The 17,038-nt window shown below is 58.3% G+C and carries 17 protein-coding genes and 1 pseudogene; 7 read left to right on the forward strand and 11 right to left on the reverse strand.

Going from position 1 to position 17,038, the window contains the following annotated elements; genetic code table 11:
• The first annotated feature begins 45 nt into the window (after nt 1-45).
• Entirely contained in the window at nt 46-1,263 is a 1,218-nt protein-coding gene (locus KGA81_RS21380) for an argininosuccinate synthase (RefSeq protein WP_007985864.1), read from the forward strand.
• A gap of 143 nt (nt 1,264-1,406) precedes the next feature.
• On the opposite strand, the gene KGA81_RS21385 is transcribed toward KGA81_RS21380, so the two are convergent.
• On the reverse strand, nt 1,407-2,117 hold the full coding sequence (locus KGA81_RS21385) for a hypothetical protein (RefSeq protein WP_223548167.1): 711 nt from the start codon (nt 2,115-2,117) through the stop codon (nt 1,407-1,409).
• A gap of 481 nt (nt 2,118-2,598) precedes the next feature.
• On the opposite strand from KGA81_RS21385, the gene KGA81_RS21390 reads away from it, so the two are divergent.
• Nucleotides 2,599-3,225: a response regulator transcription factor gene (locus KGA81_RS21390; RefSeq protein WP_008053528.1), complete on the forward strand. Its 627-nt coding sequence runs from the start codon at nt 2,599-2,601 to the stop codon at nt 3,223-3,225.
• An 80-nt stretch (nt 3,226-3,305) separates the two neighbouring features.
• Here KGA81_RS21390 and KGA81_RS21395 read toward each other — a convergent pair whose 3' ends face one another.
• The 8 genes from KGA81_RS21395 to metG all read right to left on the reverse strand — a co-directional run bounded on the left by KGA81_RS21395 (nt 3,306) and on the right by metG (nt 10,280).
• Nucleotides 3,306-3,485, reverse strand: a complete 180-nt coding sequence (locus KGA81_RS21395) for a PA3496 family putative envelope integrity protein (RefSeq protein ID WP_223548170.1) — start codon at nt 3,483-3,485, stop codon at nt 3,306-3,308.
• A gap of 106 nt (nt 3,486-3,591) precedes the next feature.
• Complete coding sequence (gene nth / locus KGA81_RS21400) at nt 3,592-4,230, reverse strand: endonuclease III (RefSeq protein ID WP_223548172.1); 639 nt, start codon at nt 4,228-4,230, stop codon at nt 3,592-3,594.
• A gap of 25 nt (nt 4,231-4,255) precedes the next feature.
• Complete coding sequence (locus tag KGA81_RS21405; protein ID WP_223548174.1) at nt 4,256-4,840, reverse strand: Rnf-Nqr domain containing protein; 585 nt, start codon at nt 4,838-4,840, stop codon at nt 4,256-4,258.
• On the reverse strand, nt 4,833-5,444 hold the full coding sequence (locus KGA81_RS21410; protein ID WP_223548176.1) for an RnfABCDGE type electron transport complex subunit G: 612 nt from the start codon (nt 5,442-5,444) through the stop codon (nt 4,833-4,835). The genes KGA81_RS21405 and KGA81_RS21410 overlap by 8 nt, the downstream gene beginning before the upstream one ends.
• Nucleotides 5,441-6,427: an RnfABCDGE type electron transport complex subunit D gene (locus KGA81_RS21415; protein WP_223548179.1), complete on the reverse strand. Its 987-nt coding sequence runs from the start codon at nt 6,425-6,427 to the stop codon at nt 5,441-5,443. The genes KGA81_RS21410 and KGA81_RS21415 overlap by 4 nt, the downstream gene beginning before the upstream one ends.
• The gene (gene rsxB / locus KGA81_RS21420) at nt 6,414-7,427 is read right to left on the reverse strand and encodes an electron transport complex subunit RsxB (protein ID WP_223548181.1); all 1,014 of its coding nucleotides are present in this window, start codon (nt 7,425-7,427) and stop codon (nt 6,414-6,416) included. Before rsxB ends, KGA81_RS21415 begins: the two co-directional genes overlap by 14 nt.
• A complete protein-coding gene (locus KGA81_RS21425) occupies nt 7,424-7,993 on the reverse strand; it encodes an electron transport complex protein RnfA (protein WP_223548184.1) in 570 nt (189 codons plus the stop codon). The genes rsxB and KGA81_RS21425 overlap by 4 nt, the downstream gene beginning before the upstream one ends.
• 235 nt (nt 7,994-8,228) lie before the next feature.
• Nucleotides 8,229-10,280 (reverse strand): methionine--tRNA ligase, encoded by a 2,052-nt coding sequence (gene metG / locus KGA81_RS21430; protein ID WP_223548186.1) that lies wholly within the window; start codon nt 10,278-10,280, stop codon nt 8,229-8,231.
• A 324-nt stretch (nt 10,281-10,604) separates the two neighbouring features.
• On the opposite strand from metG, the gene apbC reads away from it, so the two are divergent.
• Nucleotides 10,605-11,699, forward strand: coding sequence for an iron-sulfur cluster carrier protein ApbC (gene apbC / locus KGA81_RS21435; protein WP_223548188.1), 1,095 nt, complete (start codon nt 10,605-10,607; stop codon nt 11,697-11,699).
• A 21-nt stretch (nt 11,700-11,720) separates the two neighbouring features.
• Here apbC and KGA81_RS21440 read toward each other — a convergent pair.
• Nucleotides 11,721-12,473 (reverse strand): annotated as a pseudogene (locus KGA81_RS21440) (SDR family oxidoreductase); the annotation flags it as partial.
• 163 nt (nt 12,474-12,636) lie between these two features.
• Between KGA81_RS21440 and KGA81_RS21445 the strand changes: the two are divergent.
• From KGA81_RS21445 to groL, 4 genes are all read left to right on the forward strand, one after another.
• Nucleotides 12,637-13,368, forward strand: coding sequence for a HugZ family protein (locus KGA81_RS21445; RefSeq protein ID WP_223548191.1), 732 nt, complete (start codon nt 12,637-12,639; stop codon nt 13,366-13,368).
• Between the two features lie 66 nt (nt 13,369-13,434).
• On the forward strand, nt 13,435-13,911 hold the full coding sequence (locus KGA81_RS21450) for an FxsA family protein (protein WP_223548192.1): 477 nt from the start codon (nt 13,435-13,437) through the stop codon (nt 13,909-13,911).
• A gap of 248 nt (nt 13,912-14,159) precedes the next feature.
• On the forward strand, nt 14,160-14,453 hold the full coding sequence (locus tag KGA81_RS21455) for a co-chaperone GroES (protein WP_007985847.1): 294 nt from the start codon (nt 14,160-14,162) through the stop codon (nt 14,451-14,453).
• Nucleotides 14,454-14,502: 49 nt separating this feature from the next.
• On the forward strand, nt 14,503-16,149 hold the full coding sequence (gene groL, locus KGA81_RS21460) for a chaperonin GroEL (protein ID WP_223548194.1): 1,647 nt from the start codon (nt 14,503-14,505) through the stop codon (nt 16,147-16,149).
• A 121-nt stretch (nt 16,150-16,270) separates the two neighbouring features.
• On the opposite strand, the gene KGA81_RS21465 is transcribed toward groL, so the two are convergent.
• Entirely contained in the window at nt 16,271-17,014 is a 744-nt protein-coding gene (locus tag KGA81_RS21465; RefSeq protein WP_223548196.1) for a phosphatase PAP2 family protein, read from the reverse strand.
• Between the last annotated feature and the right edge of the window lie 24 nt (nt 17,015-17,038).

Raw genomic sequence — 17,038 nt, forward strand, 5'->3', positions numbered from 1 at the left:
GCGGTAGACTTCCCGGCTTTCCGTAGAATCCCGTGGAGTGATGGCATGGCGGACGTAAACAAGGTCGTTCTGGCGTATTCCGGCGGCCTGGACACTTCGGTGATCCTCAAGTGGCTGCAGGATACTTATAACTGTGAAGTGGTGACCTTCACCGCTGACCTGGGTCAGGGCGAAGAGGTCGAACCTGCACGCGCCAAGGCTCAGGCCATGGGCGTCAAAGAGATCTACATCGACGACTTGCGCGAAGAGTTCGTGCGCGATTTCGTTTTCCCGATGTTCCGCGCCAATACCGTTTACGAAGGCGAGTACCTGCTGGGTACTTCCATCGCTCGTCCGCTGATCGCCAAGCGCCTGATCGAAATCGCCAACGAAACCGGCGCTGACGCCATTTCCCATGGCGCCACCGGCAAGGGTAACGACCAGGTTCGATTCGAACTCGGTGCCTATGCCTTGAAGCCTGGTGTGAAAGTGATTGCCCCTTGGCGCGAATGGGATCTGCTGTCCCGTGAAAAACTGATGGATTACGCCGATAAGCACGCGATCCCGATCGAACGCCACGGCAAGAAGAAATCCCCGTACTCCATGGATGCCAACCTGCTGCACATCTCCTATGAAGGCGGCGTGCTGGAAGACACCTGGACCGAGCACGAAGAAGACATGTGGCGCTGGACCGTTTCCCCGGAAAACGCTCCGGACAAGCCGCAGTACCTGGAACTGACCTACCGCAACGGCGACATCGTCGCGCTGGACGGCGTCGAAATGACTCCGGCCACCGTACTGGCGACCCTGAACCGTATCGGTGGCGAGCACGGTATCGGCCGTCTCGACATCGTCGAGAACCGTTACGTGGGCATGAAGTCCCGTGGCTGTTACGAAACCCCTGGCGGCACCATCATGCTGCGTGCCCACCGTGCGATCGAGTCGATCACCCTGGACCGCGAAGTGGCTCACCTCAAGGACGAGCTGATGCCCAAGTACGCCAGCCTGATCTACACCGGCTACTGGTGGAGCCCTGAGCGTCTGATGCTGCAACAGATGATCGATGCGTCCCAGGTCAACGTGAACGGCGTTGTGCGCCTGAAGCTGTACAAGGGCAATGTGATCGTCACTGGCCGCAAGTCTGACGACTCGCTGTTCGACGCCAACATTGCGACCTTCGAGGAAGACGGCGGCGCCTACAACCAGGCGGATGCGGCGGGCTTCATCAAGCTCAACGCCTTGCGCATGCGTATCGCCGCGAACAAAGGCCGGAAGCTGTTCTGAGACCTTTGAGATCGTGATGGATGCCTGATCTCGTCCAGGACGAGGTCAGGCACCTGAAAACGGGGTGTGACGCCAGTTACTTCATTGTCGTGTGTTTGCGCTGACGATTTCCTGTTTTTCTCCTTCCAATGGTCTGTCCTGTCCTAGGTGTTGTTGTCTGCCGGTTGTCCGGTTTGATCGATGACCGACAACCTGTGCGAGTCCAGATTGTAGGCAACATAGAAGGCGACACAGCGCCTCTTGCTCTGCTTTGAATGTTCAAGCGCACTGGCTTTCAATAAAGCCTCCGAAGCGGCACACGTGACAAACAGAATCACGTACGCCGTCTTTTCCGGTGGCCTCTGGATTTTTTCCAGCAGCGCTCCAAACTCGACCTCCTTGCTCATCCAGCGTGCATCCACGATGTACAGGTCTTTTATAAATTCCGGTAACTGAAGTTGATGCTGAACAAATACGGTGGTTTGCAGGTCGATCTCCGTTGGCGGGTCCTGTGCGCCGCAGGGTGTCCGAGCTGACTGTCGGTCATTCGTCGATGTTTCCAGAGTGGAGCTCCCAGAGGACTTCCCGGACGTCTTTTTTGTCGGCCGCCCGGCATCATCCATGACTTTCATGAAGTGTTTGCCCTTTTCAAAGTCGGAAGGTGCATAAAGTGATTTGTAGTTGAAGTTGAGTGTCGCGAAAAAAAGCAAAAGTAAATAAAACGGAAAGCTGATCAGAAACCAGACATAGAGTTCTCTTTCCTCTTGGTCAAGGAAGGGTAGAGAAACGGCTGCCGAAGTTTCAGAGAGCGCCGCGAATATCGCGATAATTGTCATCGGGTTGCTGATTCGTTTTTTATCATGTCCTGTATTCATCTTCTATTGTCTTTTTCTGAATGGTTTATGAGGGTGGGTTGATGTAGTGGTTTTCGCGTTTTCTTCGATTTTTTTTAATGTTGATGGTGCTTTAATGATTGCTCAAAAAATATTATTTGCTGTAAGAGTAATTGGATTCTTGGTGTGTGATATTTCTGGTGTGAGTGTTGAGTGCGTAAATATCAGTTACGTTTTAACGAAGGAGTAGAGGCTTATGTTTGTCGGGGCGCGACTGTTCAGGCCGGCTCTCGGAAAATTTTGGGCGTAAATCGATAGAGGCAGCTGCTGGAAAGTGCGACACACTGACGCTGACACAGTTTTCAACTCATTCCGTTCGAGGGATTTTTGTAGGAGAAATCCGTGTTGTTTGTAGGGGATGTCTCTTGGTGCAGGTGGCCGGAAGGGGCGACATGCCATGGGTGAAACGACTAGGCTATTGTGCGGGTTCTAAAAATTCGAACAGCGAAAATTGGACTTGCCCATGAATAAAGTGCTGATCGTGGATGATCACCCCGTCATTCGTCTTGCGGTACGTATGCTAATGGAACGTCATGGCTACGAAGTTATTGCAGAAACTGATAATGGTGTGGATGCACTGCAACTAGCCCGTGAACTTATGCCGGATATTGTCATTCTGGATATCGGGATTCCGAAGCTGGACGGATTGGAAGTCATCGCGCGTTTGTCTTCGACCTCAATGCCGATGAAAGTTCTGATCCTGACTTCCCAGGCGCCGGGGCATTTTTCAATGCGTTGCATGCAATCCGGTGCGGCCGGTTATGTCTGCAAACAACAAGACCTGACGGAGTTGCTCAGTGCGATAAAGGCCGTGTTGTCAGGCTACAGCTACTTTCCCAATCAAGCCCTGCATACCGTGCGTTGCAGTTTGGGGAACGCCAGTGAGGCCGATATGGTTGATCGATTGTCGGGGCGGGAAATGATGGTCCTGCAACAGTTGGCCCGAGGAAAGACCAATAAAGAGATTGCCGATGGAATGTTTCTCAGCAATAAAACAGTCAGTACTTACAAGACCCGCCTGTTGCTCAAGCTGAATGCGCGGTCTCTGGTCGATCTGATCGAGCTGGCACAACGCAATGGTCTGGTGTGATGACCTGACTGTGCGACAAGGGGCGTCCAGCAGAGTATGGCACTTAAAAAAAAGCCTCCGTTTCGGGAGGCTTTGAGATGTCATAAGTCAAAATCGTAATCGGCCAATTGCTTTTGCAGTCGGCGCTCCTCCAGCAGGTTGTCGATGGTGCGGCGTTTACTCAGATTGGTTTTCGCTACTTCAACCACCGGCTCGGCGTCATCGGTTTCGGTGGTGGTGAAGTCGTCTTCTACGTCCAATTGCTCTTTGCCAGTACTCATTTAGCTACTCCAGGCTAAGAAGGCCTTTGGCGCTCCTTATATCGACAATCTCCCGGCGGGTAAAAAAGATTTTTTCAATCGACAATTCAATAAACCTAATAGCGCCTCAATCGTCGGAGGTTTTGTGCTTGTATTCGCACAAGTCCTCGATCCGGCAGCTCCCGCATCGGGGCTTGCGGGCCAGGCAAACATAGCGGCCGTGAAGGATCAGCCAGTGATGGGAGTCGAGCAGGTACTCCTTGGGCACGAATTTCATCAGCTTTTTCTCGACTTCCACCACATTCTTGCCGGGAGCAATGCCAGTCCGGTTGCTGACCCTGAAAATATGCGTGTCGACGGCCATGGTCAGCTGACGGAATGCCGTATTGAGTACCACATTGGCGGTTTTGCGGCCGACGCCGGGCAGTGCTTCCAGCTCTTCGCGGGTTTGTGGCACTTCACCGGCGTGGCGCTCGATCAGCAGGCGGCAGGTTTCGATCACGTTTTTTGCTTTGCTGTTGTACAGACCGATAGTCTTGATGTACTCCGACAGTCCCTCCACGCCCAGGGCATGGATTGCTGCCGGGGTATTGGCGACCGGGAACAGCTTGGCTGTGGCCTTGTTGACGCCGACATCGGTCGACTGCGCGGAGAGGATCACGGCAATCAGCAATTCGAACGGTGAGGAATAGGCCAGTTCGGTCTTTGGTTCCGGGTTGTCCTCGTGCAGCCTGCGGAAAATTTCCAGACGTTTTGCGGCATTCATGTGCAGTGAGTTTCCTCGAAGACGATCAATATGTGGACCTGGGTCGCCAGGCCTGCCAGGTGGCGATCAGTAGTCCGAGCAGGATGAACCCGCCAGGGACCAATGTGGCCAGGCGCAGACCGCCATCCGCCATCAGTACCCAACCTTGCCAGTCAGTTTGCGTTGCGCCGATCAGCCACGATAGATGGTTTCCCAAGGTTCCGTTGCCGATGAGTTCGCGCAGCAGGCCCAGTGCTATCATCAGTGTGGCAAACAGGCTGTCGAGTTGCAGGCGTTGACGCCAATCGCTCTGAAAGAACCCGGTGTGTTCCAGTGCGACGCATTGCAAGGCGATCAAAGCGCCATAAAACCCCAGATGTTGCTGCCATTGCAGCGACCAGGCCTGTGCCATGAGTTCCGTGCAACTGGTGAGCGTGGCCGCCAGCAGGATGCTGGCCAGCAAGCGGGTCGCCGGGGCCAGTCGGGATCGCAGGGCGCCCATGGTCAGGCTGAACAACCGGGTCACCACCATGAACATCAGGCACAGTCCAAGTGCGGCCATCAGCGACTCGGTAGCGCCGATCAGCGGCGTCAGCATCAAGGCGTTGCGCAGGGTTGATGAGTTATCCATGGGCAGGGTTTCCGAGCAGTTGTTGCCGGTGTTCATCGAAGTAGCGCAACGCATCGTGAACGGCATTGATCACCGCCCTTGAGGTGATAGTCGCGCCTGCGATCTGATCGAACTGTCCCTGATCCTTTTTCAACGCCCAGCCACTGTCGCCCGGTTCTGTTCGAGACTTGCCGGAAAAAACCTGAAGCCAGGCATTGGGCCAGTCGGCGATCCGCGCACCCAGTCCTGGGGTTTCCGACTGTTTGAGGGTTTTCACGCCCAGCAACCTGCCATTGGCGTCGACAGCGATCAACAGGTCGATGGCACCCGCATAGCCCAGGGTTTGACTGCGCAGCAACACGGCGACGGGTTGATCGGCCCGGGTCGCCAGATAGCCACCGAGCAAGACGCTGTTGGTCAGGGCAGTTGATTCGACCCTGATGGGGTGTTCGAGTGGTTGATTGTCGTAGCTGTCCGGCGCGATCAGGTCTAGCAGATTACGGCTGTCGATCAGGCGCTGTTCGGCTGCAATGCGCGGCGCGCTGACGAGCTGCACGAAGTACGTCACACCAAGGCCCAGTGCGGTCAAAAGCACCACAAGCGCGATGCTTGACGTCCGCCTCATGGTACCTCCGGCTGTTGTCTGGCCGCCACGAACCGCTCCAGCGCCGGCACACACAGGTTCATCAGCAGCACGGCAAAGGCGATGCCGTCCGGATAGCCGCCCCAGGTACGAATCAGATAAGTCAGCAGTCCGACGCCAGCGCCGAACAGCAGTCGCGCGCCAGGGCTTCTGGCACCGGACACCGGTTCGGTGATGATGAAGAACGCCCCCAGCATGGTCGCGCCGCTAAGCAGATGAAACAGCGGTGAACCATGGGAGTCGGAACCCGACCCGTTCCAGCACAACAGGCTGATGATGAACAGGCTGGCCAGCATGCCGACCGGGGCATGCCAACTGATCACCCGCCGTTGCAGGAGAAACAATCCACCTGCCAGAAACGCCAGGCTCATCCATTCCACTCCCCGGCCGCCGAAGTGGCCGAATGCCGGGTTGCCGGCAAACAGTTCATCCATGGTCAGGCTTTTGTTGATCCGCAGACTGTCCAGTGCCGTGGCCTGTACCCATGCATCCGGCGCCTGGCCGATACCGAACACTTGCTGCAAGCCACTGAGCAGATCCAGGCCATGGGACGATGGCCAATGGGTCATTGGTTGGGGAAAGGTCACCAGCACCAGAGCAAAACCGAGCATCGCCGGGTTGAAGGGATTCGAGCCGACACCGCCATACAAGTGCTTGCCAAACACCATGGCAAAAGCGGCGGCACTGAGGGTCAGCCACCATGGGCAGTAAGGTGGCAGCGCCAGAGCGAGCAAGGTGGCACTGACCAATGCGCTACCGTCACTCAGGGTTGGTCGCAGCGGCCGCTTGCGCCATTGCACAACGGCGGCCTCGACGGCCAACGCAGCAGCGGCCGCCAGAACCAGGTTGATCAACACGCCCCAGCCGTATAGCCAGAACGCCGCCAGCATTCCCGGCAGCGTGGCCAACAGCACCAGTTTCATCGCCTGTTGCAGGCGATCATCAACCGTTTCAAGGGTTGGCATGGGCGTCCACCTGGCGTTCGGCTTCGCTGAGTGCGCGCTCCAGGGCTTCGATTTGTTCTGCCGGTGCTTCGTTGGCCTGAGCCTTTTTCAGTTCTGCGCGGCGCATGGCCAACTGGATCCTGGCCCGTTTCAGATCGGCATCATTTGACGACACAGCGGGGATCGTCGGCGCAGGGGCCGGTGGTGCGACGCTTTCCAGTTGCGCCAGGTTTTGCTCGGCGGCTTCGAACTGTTGTTGCAGGACGATCAACTGCGATTGCTGTTCGAAGGTCGGCGGATGTCCGAAGGCCTTCAGCGATTTGTGCAGTTGCGCCCGACTCATCGCCACATCGATTTTCGCCTTTTTCAGCGCGGCATCGGCATTGGCGGCTTTCTGTGCGCGAACACGTTCGAGGGCGGCGTGCACCGGGTCGACTGCCGCTTCAGCAGGTTGTGCGGCTCGCTGCCTTGCCTGGCGCTCGGCAATTTTCTGTTGCTCCTCACGCTGCAAGCGCGCGTTGCGTTGCTCGAAGCGGCGCCGTGCGTGATCGCGCTTGAGGGTGCGGGCCTGCCGCGCTTGCGGTGTGAGGGCCAGGCCCCCGACAACGGGCAGTACCGTGTCCGGCGGCAGCGGGCGCATTTCGATGCAGTCCACCGGGCACGGTGCCACGCAAAGATCGCAACCGGTGCACTCATCGATGATCACCGTGTGCATCAGTTTGGCCGCACCGACAATGGCATCGACCGGACAGGCCTGAATGCACTTGGTGCAACCAATACACTCGGCTTCGCGGATATAGGCGATCTGCGCAGGTGCCGGGCCGCGGGTGATGTCCAGTTCCAGCACCGGCACTTTCAGCAGCTCGGCCAGGGCTGCGATGGTTTCCTTGCCACCGGGCGGACACTTGTTGATCGGCTCACCGCTGGCGATGCCTTCGGCGTACGGCTTGCACCCGGGGTGACCGCATTTGCCGCATTGGGTTTGCGGCAAGAGTGCGTCGATGCGTTGAATCAGACTCATGTTTTGATCAGTCCGCTGAATCCGAGAAAAGCCACAGCGATCAGGCCGGCACCAATCAGGTCGATCGGCAAGCCGCGAAAGGGCAGGGGAACATCGTTGTCGGCCGTATGTTCACGCAAATCAGTGAACAGGCTCAACACCAGCCAGAAGCCCAACCCTGCACCAAGGCTCAAGGCTGTGGCGTGAAAGAAGCCCTTGTCTTGCTGAGCGTTGAGCAAGGCTACGCCGAGCACGCCAGCATTGCCCAGCAGCAACGGCCAGAGGTCCTCGAACGGCAATGTCGAAAACACCCGGGCCAGCAACTTCAGCAACGGGCCGATCAGCAGCACGCTCAATGGCAGAAACACAAACAGACGCAGCGGCGTCAATTGCAACGGCACCAGTAGCCAGTGATAGAGCGCGTAGCCGAACATGCCCACGATCAGCATCAGGCACGTCGTCGCAATGCCCAAGGCATGGACCTGCCGGCGCTGGCTGCCCAGCAGCGGATCGACGCCCAGCGGCCAGTGCAACACAAGGTTGTTGATCAAGGCAGCGCTGATGAGCGTAAGCAGTGTTTCGGTCATGATCGTGCCGACAGGAACGGTAGTTTTTGTAGGAGCGAGCTTGCTCGCGATGGACTCAAGAGCGCCACGTTCAACCTGTGGGCACGCATTATCGTTAACGACCATCGCGAGCTCGCTCCTACAGGAGATGGTCTGAAAAGCTTAGGCATTATCCGGCAAGGACGGAGGGTGGGCCAGACATGAAAATCCCACAGTCGCGCCAGGCACGACTGTGGGATCGGTTCAGCGCAGAAATTTACTTGATGCGCTGACCAGGCTTGGCACCGCTGTCAGGGCTGAGCAGGTAGATTTCTTCGCCACCAGGGCCGGCGGCCATCACCATGCCTTCGGAGATGCCGAACTTCATTTTCCGTGGTTTGAGGTTGGCGATCATCATGGTCAGGCGACCATTGAGCTTGGACGGGTCCGGGTAGGCACTCTTGATCCCGGAGAACACGTTGCGTTGTTCATCACCGATGTCGAGGGTCAGGCGCAACAGCTTGTCGGCGCCTTCCACGTGTTCAGCCTTGACGATCAGCGCGACACGCAGGTCGACAGCAGCAAAGGTGTCGAACTCGATTTCCGGCGATAGCGGATCCTTGGCCAGTTCGCCATTGCCGACAGGTGCAGCTTCGCCGGTGTCGGTCTGGCTGGCGGTCAGGTCTTCTTTCGAGGCGTCGGTCATGGCTTGTACCTTGACCGGGTCGATTCGGGTCATCAACGCCTTGAACTCGTTCAACTGATGGTTGCCGAGCAAGGTCGCGTGATCGTTCCAGGTCAGCGGCGCGACGTTCAGGAACGCCTCGGCGTCGGCGGCCAGCAGCGGCAGCACAGGCTTGAGGAAGATCACCAGTTGGCGGAACAGGTTGACGCCGGTGGCGCAGATAGCCTGGACTTCATCCTGCTTGCCTTCCTGTTTGTTCAGCGACCACGGTGCCTTGTCGGCGATCCAGGCGTTGGCGCGGTCGGCCAGGCCCATGATCTCGCGCATGGCGCGGGCGAAGTCGCGGGCTTCATAGGCGTCGGCGATGCCTGGCGCGGCGGCCAGGAAGGCTTCGGTCAGTTCAGGCGCGGCGTTGGTGTCGACCATCACGCCGGCATTGCCCTTGTTGATGAACCCGGCGCAACGGCTGGCGATGTTGACGACTTTGCCCACCAGGTCGGAGTTGACCTTCTGCACGAAGTCTTCGAGGTTCAGGTCGAGGTCGTCGACGCCACGGCCCAGCTTGGCCGCGTAGTAGTAGCGCAGGTATTCCGGCGACAGGTGATCAAGGTAGGTGCGGGCCTTGATGAAGGTGCCACGGGACTTGGACATTTTCTGGCCGTTGACGGTCAGGTAGCCGTGCACGTTGATCCCGGTCGGTTTGCGGTAGCCCGCGCCTTCGAGCATGGCTGGCCAGAACAGGGCGTGGAAGTTGACGATGTCCTTGCCGATGAAGTGGTACAGCTCGGCAGTGGAGTCCTTGCCCCAGAACGCATCGAAGTCCAGCTCCGGCGTGCGGTTGCACAGGTTCTTGAAGCTGGCCATGTAGCCGATCGGTGCATCCAGCCACACGTAGAAGTATTTGCCCGGCTCGTCGGGGATCTCAAAACCGAAGTACGGCGCATCGCGGGAGATGTCCCACTGCTGCAGGCCGGCATCCAGCCATTCGGCGATCTTGTTGGCAACAGCGTCCTGCAGGGTGCCGCTGCGGGTCCAGGTCTGCAGCATGGCCTGGAAGTCTGGCAGCTTGAAGAAGAAGTGCTGGGAATCCTTGAGCACCGGGGTGGCGCCGGAGATCGCCGACTTCGGATCCTTCAGGTCGGTTGGCGCGTAGGTCGCGCCGCATTTTTCGCAGTTGTCGCCGTACTGGTCTTCGGTGCCGCATTTCGGGCAGGTGCCCTTGATGAAGCGGTCGGCCAGGAACATTTTCTTTTCCGGGTCGAAATACTGGGTGATCGAGCGCGTGGCGATGTGCCCGGCGTCACGCAGCTTCAGGTAGATCTGGCTCGACAGCTCACGGTTTTCTTCGGCGTGAGTGGAGTGGAAGTTATCGAAATCCACCAGGAAGTCGGCAAAGTCGGCGCTGTGTTCAGCCTGGACGTTGGCGATCAGTTGTTCCGGGGTGATGCCTTCCTTTTCCGCGCGCAGCATGATCGCCGAACCGTGGGCGTCGTCGGCGCAGACATAGATGCATTGATTGCCGCGGTGCTTCTGGAAGCGCACCCACATATCGGTCTGGATGTATTCCAGCATATGGCCGAGGTGAATCGAACCATTGGCATAGGGCAGGGCGCTGGTGACGAGGATCTTGCGTGGCTCGGACATGGGGCTCGGCTACTTGATGAAACGGAGGTCGGTCACTATAAAGGGCCGGCGCATATTTTTCACCCTGTGAGCCTGTTTCCGGATGCATAGCTGGTGAAAACCGTGGCGAGGGAGCTTGCTCCCGCTGGGTGGCGAAGCCGCCCCATACCGGACTAACCGGTTTTGTCAGAAACACCGCGTCAATCTGATTGCGGCTGCTGCGCACCCGGGCGGGAGCAAGCTCCCTCGCCACAAATTGTGTTTGGGCACAAATCCACTCACAACAAATGAATCTGCGGGGTACGATACTCTTCATCTTTTCCAGTCCTGTTTTCGGAGTTGCCCATGAGCGCCGTCAATCGCGCAGCGGTGGAAGCCGTCCTTCGCCAATACACCGACCCTTACCTGAACCAGGACCCGGTCAGCGCCGGGTGCGTGCGCAACATCGAGATCCAGGGCGAGCGCGTCAGCGTTCAGCTTGAATTGGGTTACGCCGCCGGCCTGTTCAAGAGTGGCTGGGCACAGATGCTGGAAATGGCCATTCAAGGGCTGGATGGCGTGGCAAGTGCGCGAGTCGAGATCACCAGTGTGATTGCCGCACACAAGGCCCAAGCCCAGGTTCCGGGGCTGGCCAACGTCAAGAACGTGGTGGCCGTGGCGTCCGGCAAGGGCGGCGTGGGCAAATCCACCACGGCGGCCAACCTGGCGTTGGCACTGGCCCGTGAAGGCGCCAAGGTGGGGATTCTCGACGCGGACATTTACGGTCCGAGCCAAGGCATCATGTTTGGCATACCGGAGCGCACCCGCCCTGAAGTCAAGGATCAGAAGTGGTTCGTGCCGCTCAAGTCCCATGGCGTCGAAGTGATGTCCATGGCGTTCCTGACCGATGACAACACGCCGATGGTCTGGCGCGGGCCGATGGTTTCCGGCGCCCTGTTGCAACTGGTGACCCAAACCGCGTGGGGCGACCTGGACTATCTGGTCATCGACATGCCGCCAGGCACCGGTGACATCCAGCTGACCCTGGCGCAGAAAGTGCCTGTGGCCGGTGCGGTCATCGTTACCACTCCGCAGGACCTGGCATTGCTGGACGCGCGCAAGGGCGTGGAAATGTTCCGCAAGGTCAACATTCCGGTGCTGGGCGTGGTGGAAAACATGGCCGTGCACATCTGCTCCAATTGCGGACATGCCGAGCATCTGTTCGGTGAGGGCGGGGGCGTGAAACTGGCCAACCAGTATGGCGTCGAACTGCTGGCCTCGTTGCCGCTGTCGATGGTCATCCGCGAGCAGGCCGATGGCGGCAAGCCAACGGTGATCGCCGAGCCTGACAGCCAGATCGCCATGGTCTACCAGGAACTGGCTCGTCATGTCGGTGCGCGGATCGTATTGCAGGAAGCGTTGACGCCAGCGATGCCGAATATCAGCGTCAGCGACGATTGATCCCGGTCGCCTGTTAAAAGATCGCAGCCCGCCATCCATCTCCAGAATCCGACCGGTGTAGTAGTCGTTCTCGAAGATGTATGCCGCCGAATGGGCGATTTCCTCAGGCTTGCCCATACGCTTGAGCGGGATCCCGGCGGTCATTTTTTCCAGCGCTTCAGGCTTCATGCCCAGAGTCATTTCGGTTTCGATGAAGCCCGGTGCAATGCCGGCGACGCGAATGCCGTAGCGCGCCAGTTCCTTGGCCCAGGTCACGGTTGCCGCAGCGACACCGGCCTTGGCCGCCGAGTAGTTGGTCTGACCGACGTTGCCAGCGCGGGAAATCGACGAGATATTGATGATCGCGCCGCTGTTGTTCAGCTCGACCATTTTCGCCGCGACTTCACGGGTGCACAGGAACACGCCGGTCAGGTTGACGTCGATGACCGCCTGCCACTGGGCCAGGCTCATTTTGGTCATTTCACCGTCCTTGACCTTGAGCAACAGGCCGTCGCGCAGGATCCCGGCGTTGTTGATCAAACCATGGATCGCGCCGAAGTCTTCAGCGACCTGGGCAACCATGTGGGTCACTTGCTCTTCATTGGCCACGTTGCACAGGTAGGCGCGGGCCTCGACACCTTGGGCCTTGCAGGCCGCGACGGCATCGTCGAGTTTTTCCTGATTGAGGTCGACCAGCGCGAGTTTCACGCCCTTGGCGGCGAAATACTCGGCCATGGAACGGCCCAAACCCTGGCAACCGCCCGTGATAATGATTACTTTGTCAGTGAGTTGCATTCGCATGCCCCCGGTGGCAGGTCTGAGTGGTTTCCTTTAGAGAGCCTCTCGATCTGCACCTGACCTGGCTTGGCTGCACATGAGAACTGCCCCGATGGCATGCTGGGACTTTCACCAGCAGCCCGTCCGTTTTTATGACGGATTCTATTTAAGGAGTCATAAATTGAGCGTTGAAGCGGCTAAGCATGCACGAGAATTGCTCCTCAAGGAATACCGTGGGGTGCTTTCGACGCACTCCAAATCGATGCCCGGTTTTCCATTCGGCTCCGTGGTCCCGTACTGCCTGGATGAGCTGGGCCGGCCGCTGATCCTGATCAGTCGCATCGCCCAGCACACGCATAATCTGCAGAAAGATCCGAAATGTTCGCTGTTCGTGGGCGAACGTGGGGCTGAAGACGTCCAGGCCGTTGGTCGATTGACTTACCTGGCCGAGGCGCAGCAGCTCGAAGACGAAACCGCTATCGAAGCCGCCTCCGAGCGTTACTACCGCTACTTCCCCGAGTCGCAGGGTTATCACAAGGCCCACGATTTCGATTTCTGGGTGCTCAAGCCCGTACGCCACCGTTATATCGGCGGTTTTGGCGCGATTCACTGGATCAACGACCTGACCCTGGCCAACCCGTTCGCCGGCAAGGCCGAAGTGAGCATGGTCGAGCACATGAACGCCGACCACGCCAAGGCCATCGCCCATTACGTCGAGTTGGCCGGACTGCCGAAAAACGTGCCGGCGCAAATGGCCGGTATCGACAGCGAAGGCATGCACCTGCGCATCGGCCAGAGTCTGTACTGGTTGCCGTTTCAAGCTCCTTGTAATACGCCGACACAAATCCGCGAAGCCTTGGTTTCCCTGGCTCACGCCGAGCATTGGCCGAAAAGTGAAGTGGCCGACGCTTGAATTCACACAACGGCGACGTCATCTAGGGTGAACTGGCAAGGTATTCTTGCGTTGAGGAACCATTTGATGCGCCCTTTTTTGTTGCTCTTTCTGCTGTTCCCGGTGTTGGAGCTGTTCGTATTCGTCAAGGTGGCAGGATCGATCGGGTTTTTCCCGGCCCTGCTGCTGATCATTCTCGGCTCGATGTTCGGTGTGTTCGTGCTGCGCGTGGCCGGCCTGGCCACGGCCCTGCGTGCCCGTGAAAGCCTGAGCCGTGGCGAGCTGCCGGCCCAGACCATGCTCGAAGGCCTGATGTTGGCGTTGGCCGGTGGCCTGCTGATTCTTCCGGGTTTCATCAGTGATGTGATCGGCCTGTTCATGTTGCTGCCGTTCAGTCGTCGTCTGCTGGCGGGTAAAATGCGCCAGCGCGCCGAAGAGCAGGCCATGCGTCAACGAGCGTTCGCCGATGACCTCCAGGCCCGTGGCGGCCCAGCGCCTCGCGAGCCGCTGGGCCGCGAGCCTGACGTGATCGAAGGCGAGTTCGAACACCGCGATGCCAAGTAATGCGCACATTGACACGGCACCTTCGGGTGCCGTGTTCGTTTGCGGGGCCGCGACCTGAAAAATTTTCGCTCCCCGCCCTTGTAATAAGCTTATGCGCCCTTATGTAACGGTCACCGCAAGGTTTCTGGCGATTACGCCAGACAGACTTCCGCGGTTCGCTTGACGAGCCGCAACCGGCACTGCCGGCCTTTGTTAAACCCGCCGGGACTACACCGGCCGATGAAAACCACAATTAGGAGAGATCGACAATGAAGCTTCGTCCTCTGCATGACCGCGTCGTCATCCGTCGCAGCGAAGAAGAAAAGAAAACCGCTGGCGGTATCGTCCTGCCAGGTTCGGCTGCTGAAAAAGCCAACAGCGGCGAAATCCTCGCTGTAGGCACCGGCCGCGTACTGGAAAACGGTGAAGTGCGTGCACTGTCCGTGAAAGTGGGCGACAAGGTTGTGTTTGGTCCTTACTCCGGCAGCAACACTGTGAAAGTCGACGGCGAAGACCTGCTGGTAATGAGCGAGAACGAAATCCTCGCTGTTATCGAAGGCTGATTACCCGTTCATTTTCCCGCTACTACAAAGTATTTAAGGAATATCGATCATGGCTGCTAAAGAAGTTCTGTTTGGCGATTCCGCCCGCAAGAAAATGCTCAAAGGCGTCAACGTCCTGGCTGACGCGGTAAAAGCGACCCTGGGCCCGAAAGGCCGTAACGTGATCATCGAGAAGAGCTTCGGCGCTCCGACCATCACCAAGGACGGCGTTTCCGTCGCCAAAGAAATCGAACTCGAAGACCGTTTCGAAAACATGGGCGCGCAGCTGGTCAAAGACGTTGCCTCCCGTGCCAACGATGACGCAGGCGACGGCACCACCACCGCTACCGTTCTGGCTCAGTCGATCGTCAACGAAGGCCTGAAAGCCGTCGCTGCCGGCATGAACCCGATGGATCTGAAGCGCGGCATCGACAAGGCGACCATCGCCATCGTCAAAGAGCTGAAAAACCTGTCCAAGCCATGCGCTGACACCAAGGCCATCGCTCAGGTAGGTACTATCTCTGCCAACTCCGACAACTCCATCGGCGACATCATTGCCGAAGCCATGGAAAAAGTCGGTAAAGAAGGCGTGATCACCGTTGAAGAAGGCTCGGGCCTGGAAAACGAACTGTCGGTTGTAGAAGGCATGCAGTTCGACCGTGGCTACCTGTCCCCGTACTTCGTCAACAAGCCGGAAACCATGGTTGCCGAGCTGGACAACCCGCTGGTTCTGCTGGTCGACAAAAAGATCTCGAACATCCGCGAAATGCTGCCAGTGCTGGAAGCCGTTGCCAAAGCCGGCCGTCCACTGCTGATCGTTTCCGAAGACGTTGAAGGCGAAGCCCTGGCGACTCTGGTCGTGAACAACATGCGTGGCATCGTTAAAGTCGCAGCCGTCAAGGCTCCAGGCTTCGGCGACCGTCGCAAGGCCATGCTGCAGGACATCGCCGTTCTGACCGGCGGTACCGTTATCTCCGAAGAGATCGGCTTGAGCCTGGAAGCAGCCACCCTGGAAAACCTGGGCAGCGCCAAGCGCGTGACCATCTCCAAGGAAAACACCATCATCGTTGACGGTGCTGGCGTAGCAGGCGACATCGAGTCCCGCATTGCTCAGATCCGTGCCCAGGTTGCCGAAACTTCCTCGGACTACGACCGTGAAAAACTGCAAGAGCGTCTGGCCAAGCTGTCCGGCGGCGTTGCAGTGATCAAGGTTGGCGCTGGTTCCGAAGTCGAAATGAAAGAGAAGAAAGCCCGCGTTGAAGACGCCCTGCACGCAACCCGTGCAGCCGTTGAAGAAGGCGTGGTACCTGGCGGTGGCGTTGCGCTGATCCGTGCTCTGGAAGCACTGACCGAACTGAAAGGCGACAACGCCGATCAGAACGTGGGTATCGCTGTACTGCGTCGCGCTGTTGAAGCGCCGCTGCGTCAGATCGTTGCCAACTCCGGCGACGAGCCAAGCGTAGTGGTCGACAAGGTCAAGAGCGGCGAAGGCAGCTTCGGCTACAACGCTGCGACTGGCGAATACGGCGACATGATCGAAATGGGCATCCTGGATCCAACCAAGGTTACCCGTTCGGCTCTGCAAGCCGCAGCCTCGATCGGCGGTCTGATCCTGACCACCGAAGCTGCTGTTGCTGACGCACCGAAGAAAGACGGCGGTGCTGGCGGCGGTATGCCAGACATGGGCGGCATGGGTGGCATGGGCGGCATGATGTAAGCCAGCCTTACCCCGGTACGAAAAACCCCGCCTGCGAAAGCAGGCGGGGTTTTTTATCGCCCGGATTTCAGTGGTCACATCGATCCACTGTGGGAGCGAGCTTGCTCGCGATAGCGTCAGGTCAGGCGCTGACCGGTTCAGCCTTTGTCTCGTGCTCAGTCTTGAGTGCAGGTCGATACAGAATCCAGTAATACGACCCCAAACAAATCAGCCAGCAGAACACCGCCGTCCACACGTTGTGCGAGAAGAAGTGCGCACCCTGCATCATTCGTCCGATGGAGAACACCGAACCGAGGGCGAAGGCGAAGACAAACGCTGCGCGAGCCATGCGCGGACGACGGTCACGCAATACGAAAAACAGGGCAAACAGGGTGAAGCCGGTGGCCGCATGGCCGCCGGGCCAGCAACGTCCCGGTTTTTCGGTGTGCGGGCGAGGGCTCAACAGTTCGCTGTAGGTCTCGTGACCGCCGAATTGCTCAAGGCTCCAGGGGCATTGCACCGCGGTCACCGCTTTCATGGGCGTGACAAAGGAAGTCGCCAGGCCCAGGGACAGCACCAGACAACCCAGCTCGCGCTTGTACGGCTTGAGTTTTGCCATGAAAAACGAAGCGATGTAGCCGAGGATGGCAAACACCGAAAACGCAATGACGACCTGCTTGGCGCGGGTATGCAGAATGTTTTCCAGGAAGTAACTGTGCCGCCCGATGAAGTCACCCGCGACCGGGTCGTAGAACAGCTTGGCAAGGTCCATGTCCAGTGAGGTCAGTTCGAGCAACACCAGAACGATCGCCGCAATGGCGGGAACCCCCAGGCACACCCGGAAGTTGAGTGGGCGAGAGGCAGGGCGGACAGCGGTTGATGACATGGTGGATCCTGAACAAAGGAACAA

The sequence above is a fragment of the Pseudomonas sp. A-B-19 genome (assembly GCF_019947515.1).
Classification (GTDB): Bacteria; Pseudomonadota; Gammaproteobacteria; order Pseudomonadales; family Pseudomonadaceae; genus Aquipseudomonas.

What these genes read in the sequence shown, in the direction of transcription:
- KGA81_RS21380 (WP_007985864.1), top strand. Translation starts at nt 46, where the DNA reads ATGGCGGACGTAAACAAGGTCGTTCTGGCGTATTCCGGCGGCCTGGAC.
- KGA81_RS21385 (WP_223548167.1), bottom strand. Translation starts at nt 2,117, where the DNA reads ATGAATACAGGACATGATAAAAAACGAATCAGCAACCCGATGACAATT.
- KGA81_RS21390 (WP_008053528.1), top strand. Translation starts at nt 2,599, where the DNA reads ATGAATAAAGTGCTGATCGTGGATGATCACCCCGTCATTCGTCTTGCG.
- KGA81_RS21395 (WP_223548170.1), bottom strand. Translation starts at nt 3,485, where the DNA reads ATGAGTACTGGCAAAGAGCAATTGGACGTAGAAGACGACTTCACCACC.
- nth (WP_223548172.1), bottom strand. Translation starts at nt 4,230, where the DNA reads ATGAATGCCGCAAAACGTCTGGAAATTTTCCGCAGGCTGCACGAGGAC.
- KGA81_RS21405 (WP_223548174.1), bottom strand. Translation starts at nt 4,840, where the DNA reads ATGGATAACTCATCAACCCTGCGCAACGCCTTGATGCTGACGCCGCTG.
- KGA81_RS21410 (WP_223548176.1), bottom strand. Translation starts at nt 5,444, where the DNA reads ATGAGGCGGACGTCAAGCATCGCGCTTGTGGTGCTTTTGACCGCACTG.
- KGA81_RS21415 (WP_223548179.1), bottom strand. Translation starts at nt 6,427, where the DNA reads ATGCCAACCCTTGAAACGGTTGATGATCGCCTGCAACAGGCGATGAAA.
- rsxB (WP_223548181.1), bottom strand. Translation starts at nt 7,427, where the DNA reads ATGAGTCTGATTCAACGCATCGACGCACTCTTGCCGCAAACCCAATGC.
- KGA81_RS21425 (WP_223548184.1), bottom strand. Translation starts at nt 7,993, where the DNA reads ATGACCGAAACACTGCTTACGCTCATCAGCGCTGCCTTGATCAACAAC.
- metG (WP_223548186.1), bottom strand. Translation starts at nt 10,280, where the DNA reads ATGTCCGAGCCACGCAAGATCCTCGTCACCAGCGCCCTGCCCTATGCC.
- apbC (WP_223548188.1), top strand. Translation starts at nt 10,605, where the DNA reads ATGAGCGCCGTCAATCGCGCAGCGGTGGAAGCCGTCCTTCGCCAATAC.
- KGA81_RS21450 (WP_223548192.1), top strand. Translation starts at nt 13,435, where the DNA reads ATGCGCCCTTTTTTGTTGCTCTTTCTGCTGTTCCCGGTGTTGGAGCTG.
- KGA81_RS21455 (WP_007985847.1), top strand. Translation starts at nt 14,160, where the DNA reads ATGAAGCTTCGTCCTCTGCATGACCGCGTCGTCATCCGTCGCAGCGAA.
- groL (WP_223548194.1), top strand. Translation starts at nt 14,503, where the DNA reads ATGGCTGCTAAAGAAGTTCTGTTTGGCGATTCCGCCCGCAAGAAAATG.
- KGA81_RS21465 (WP_223548196.1), bottom strand. Translation starts at nt 17,014, where the DNA reads ATGTCATCAACCGCTGTCCGCCCTGCCTCTCGCCCACTCAACTTCCGG.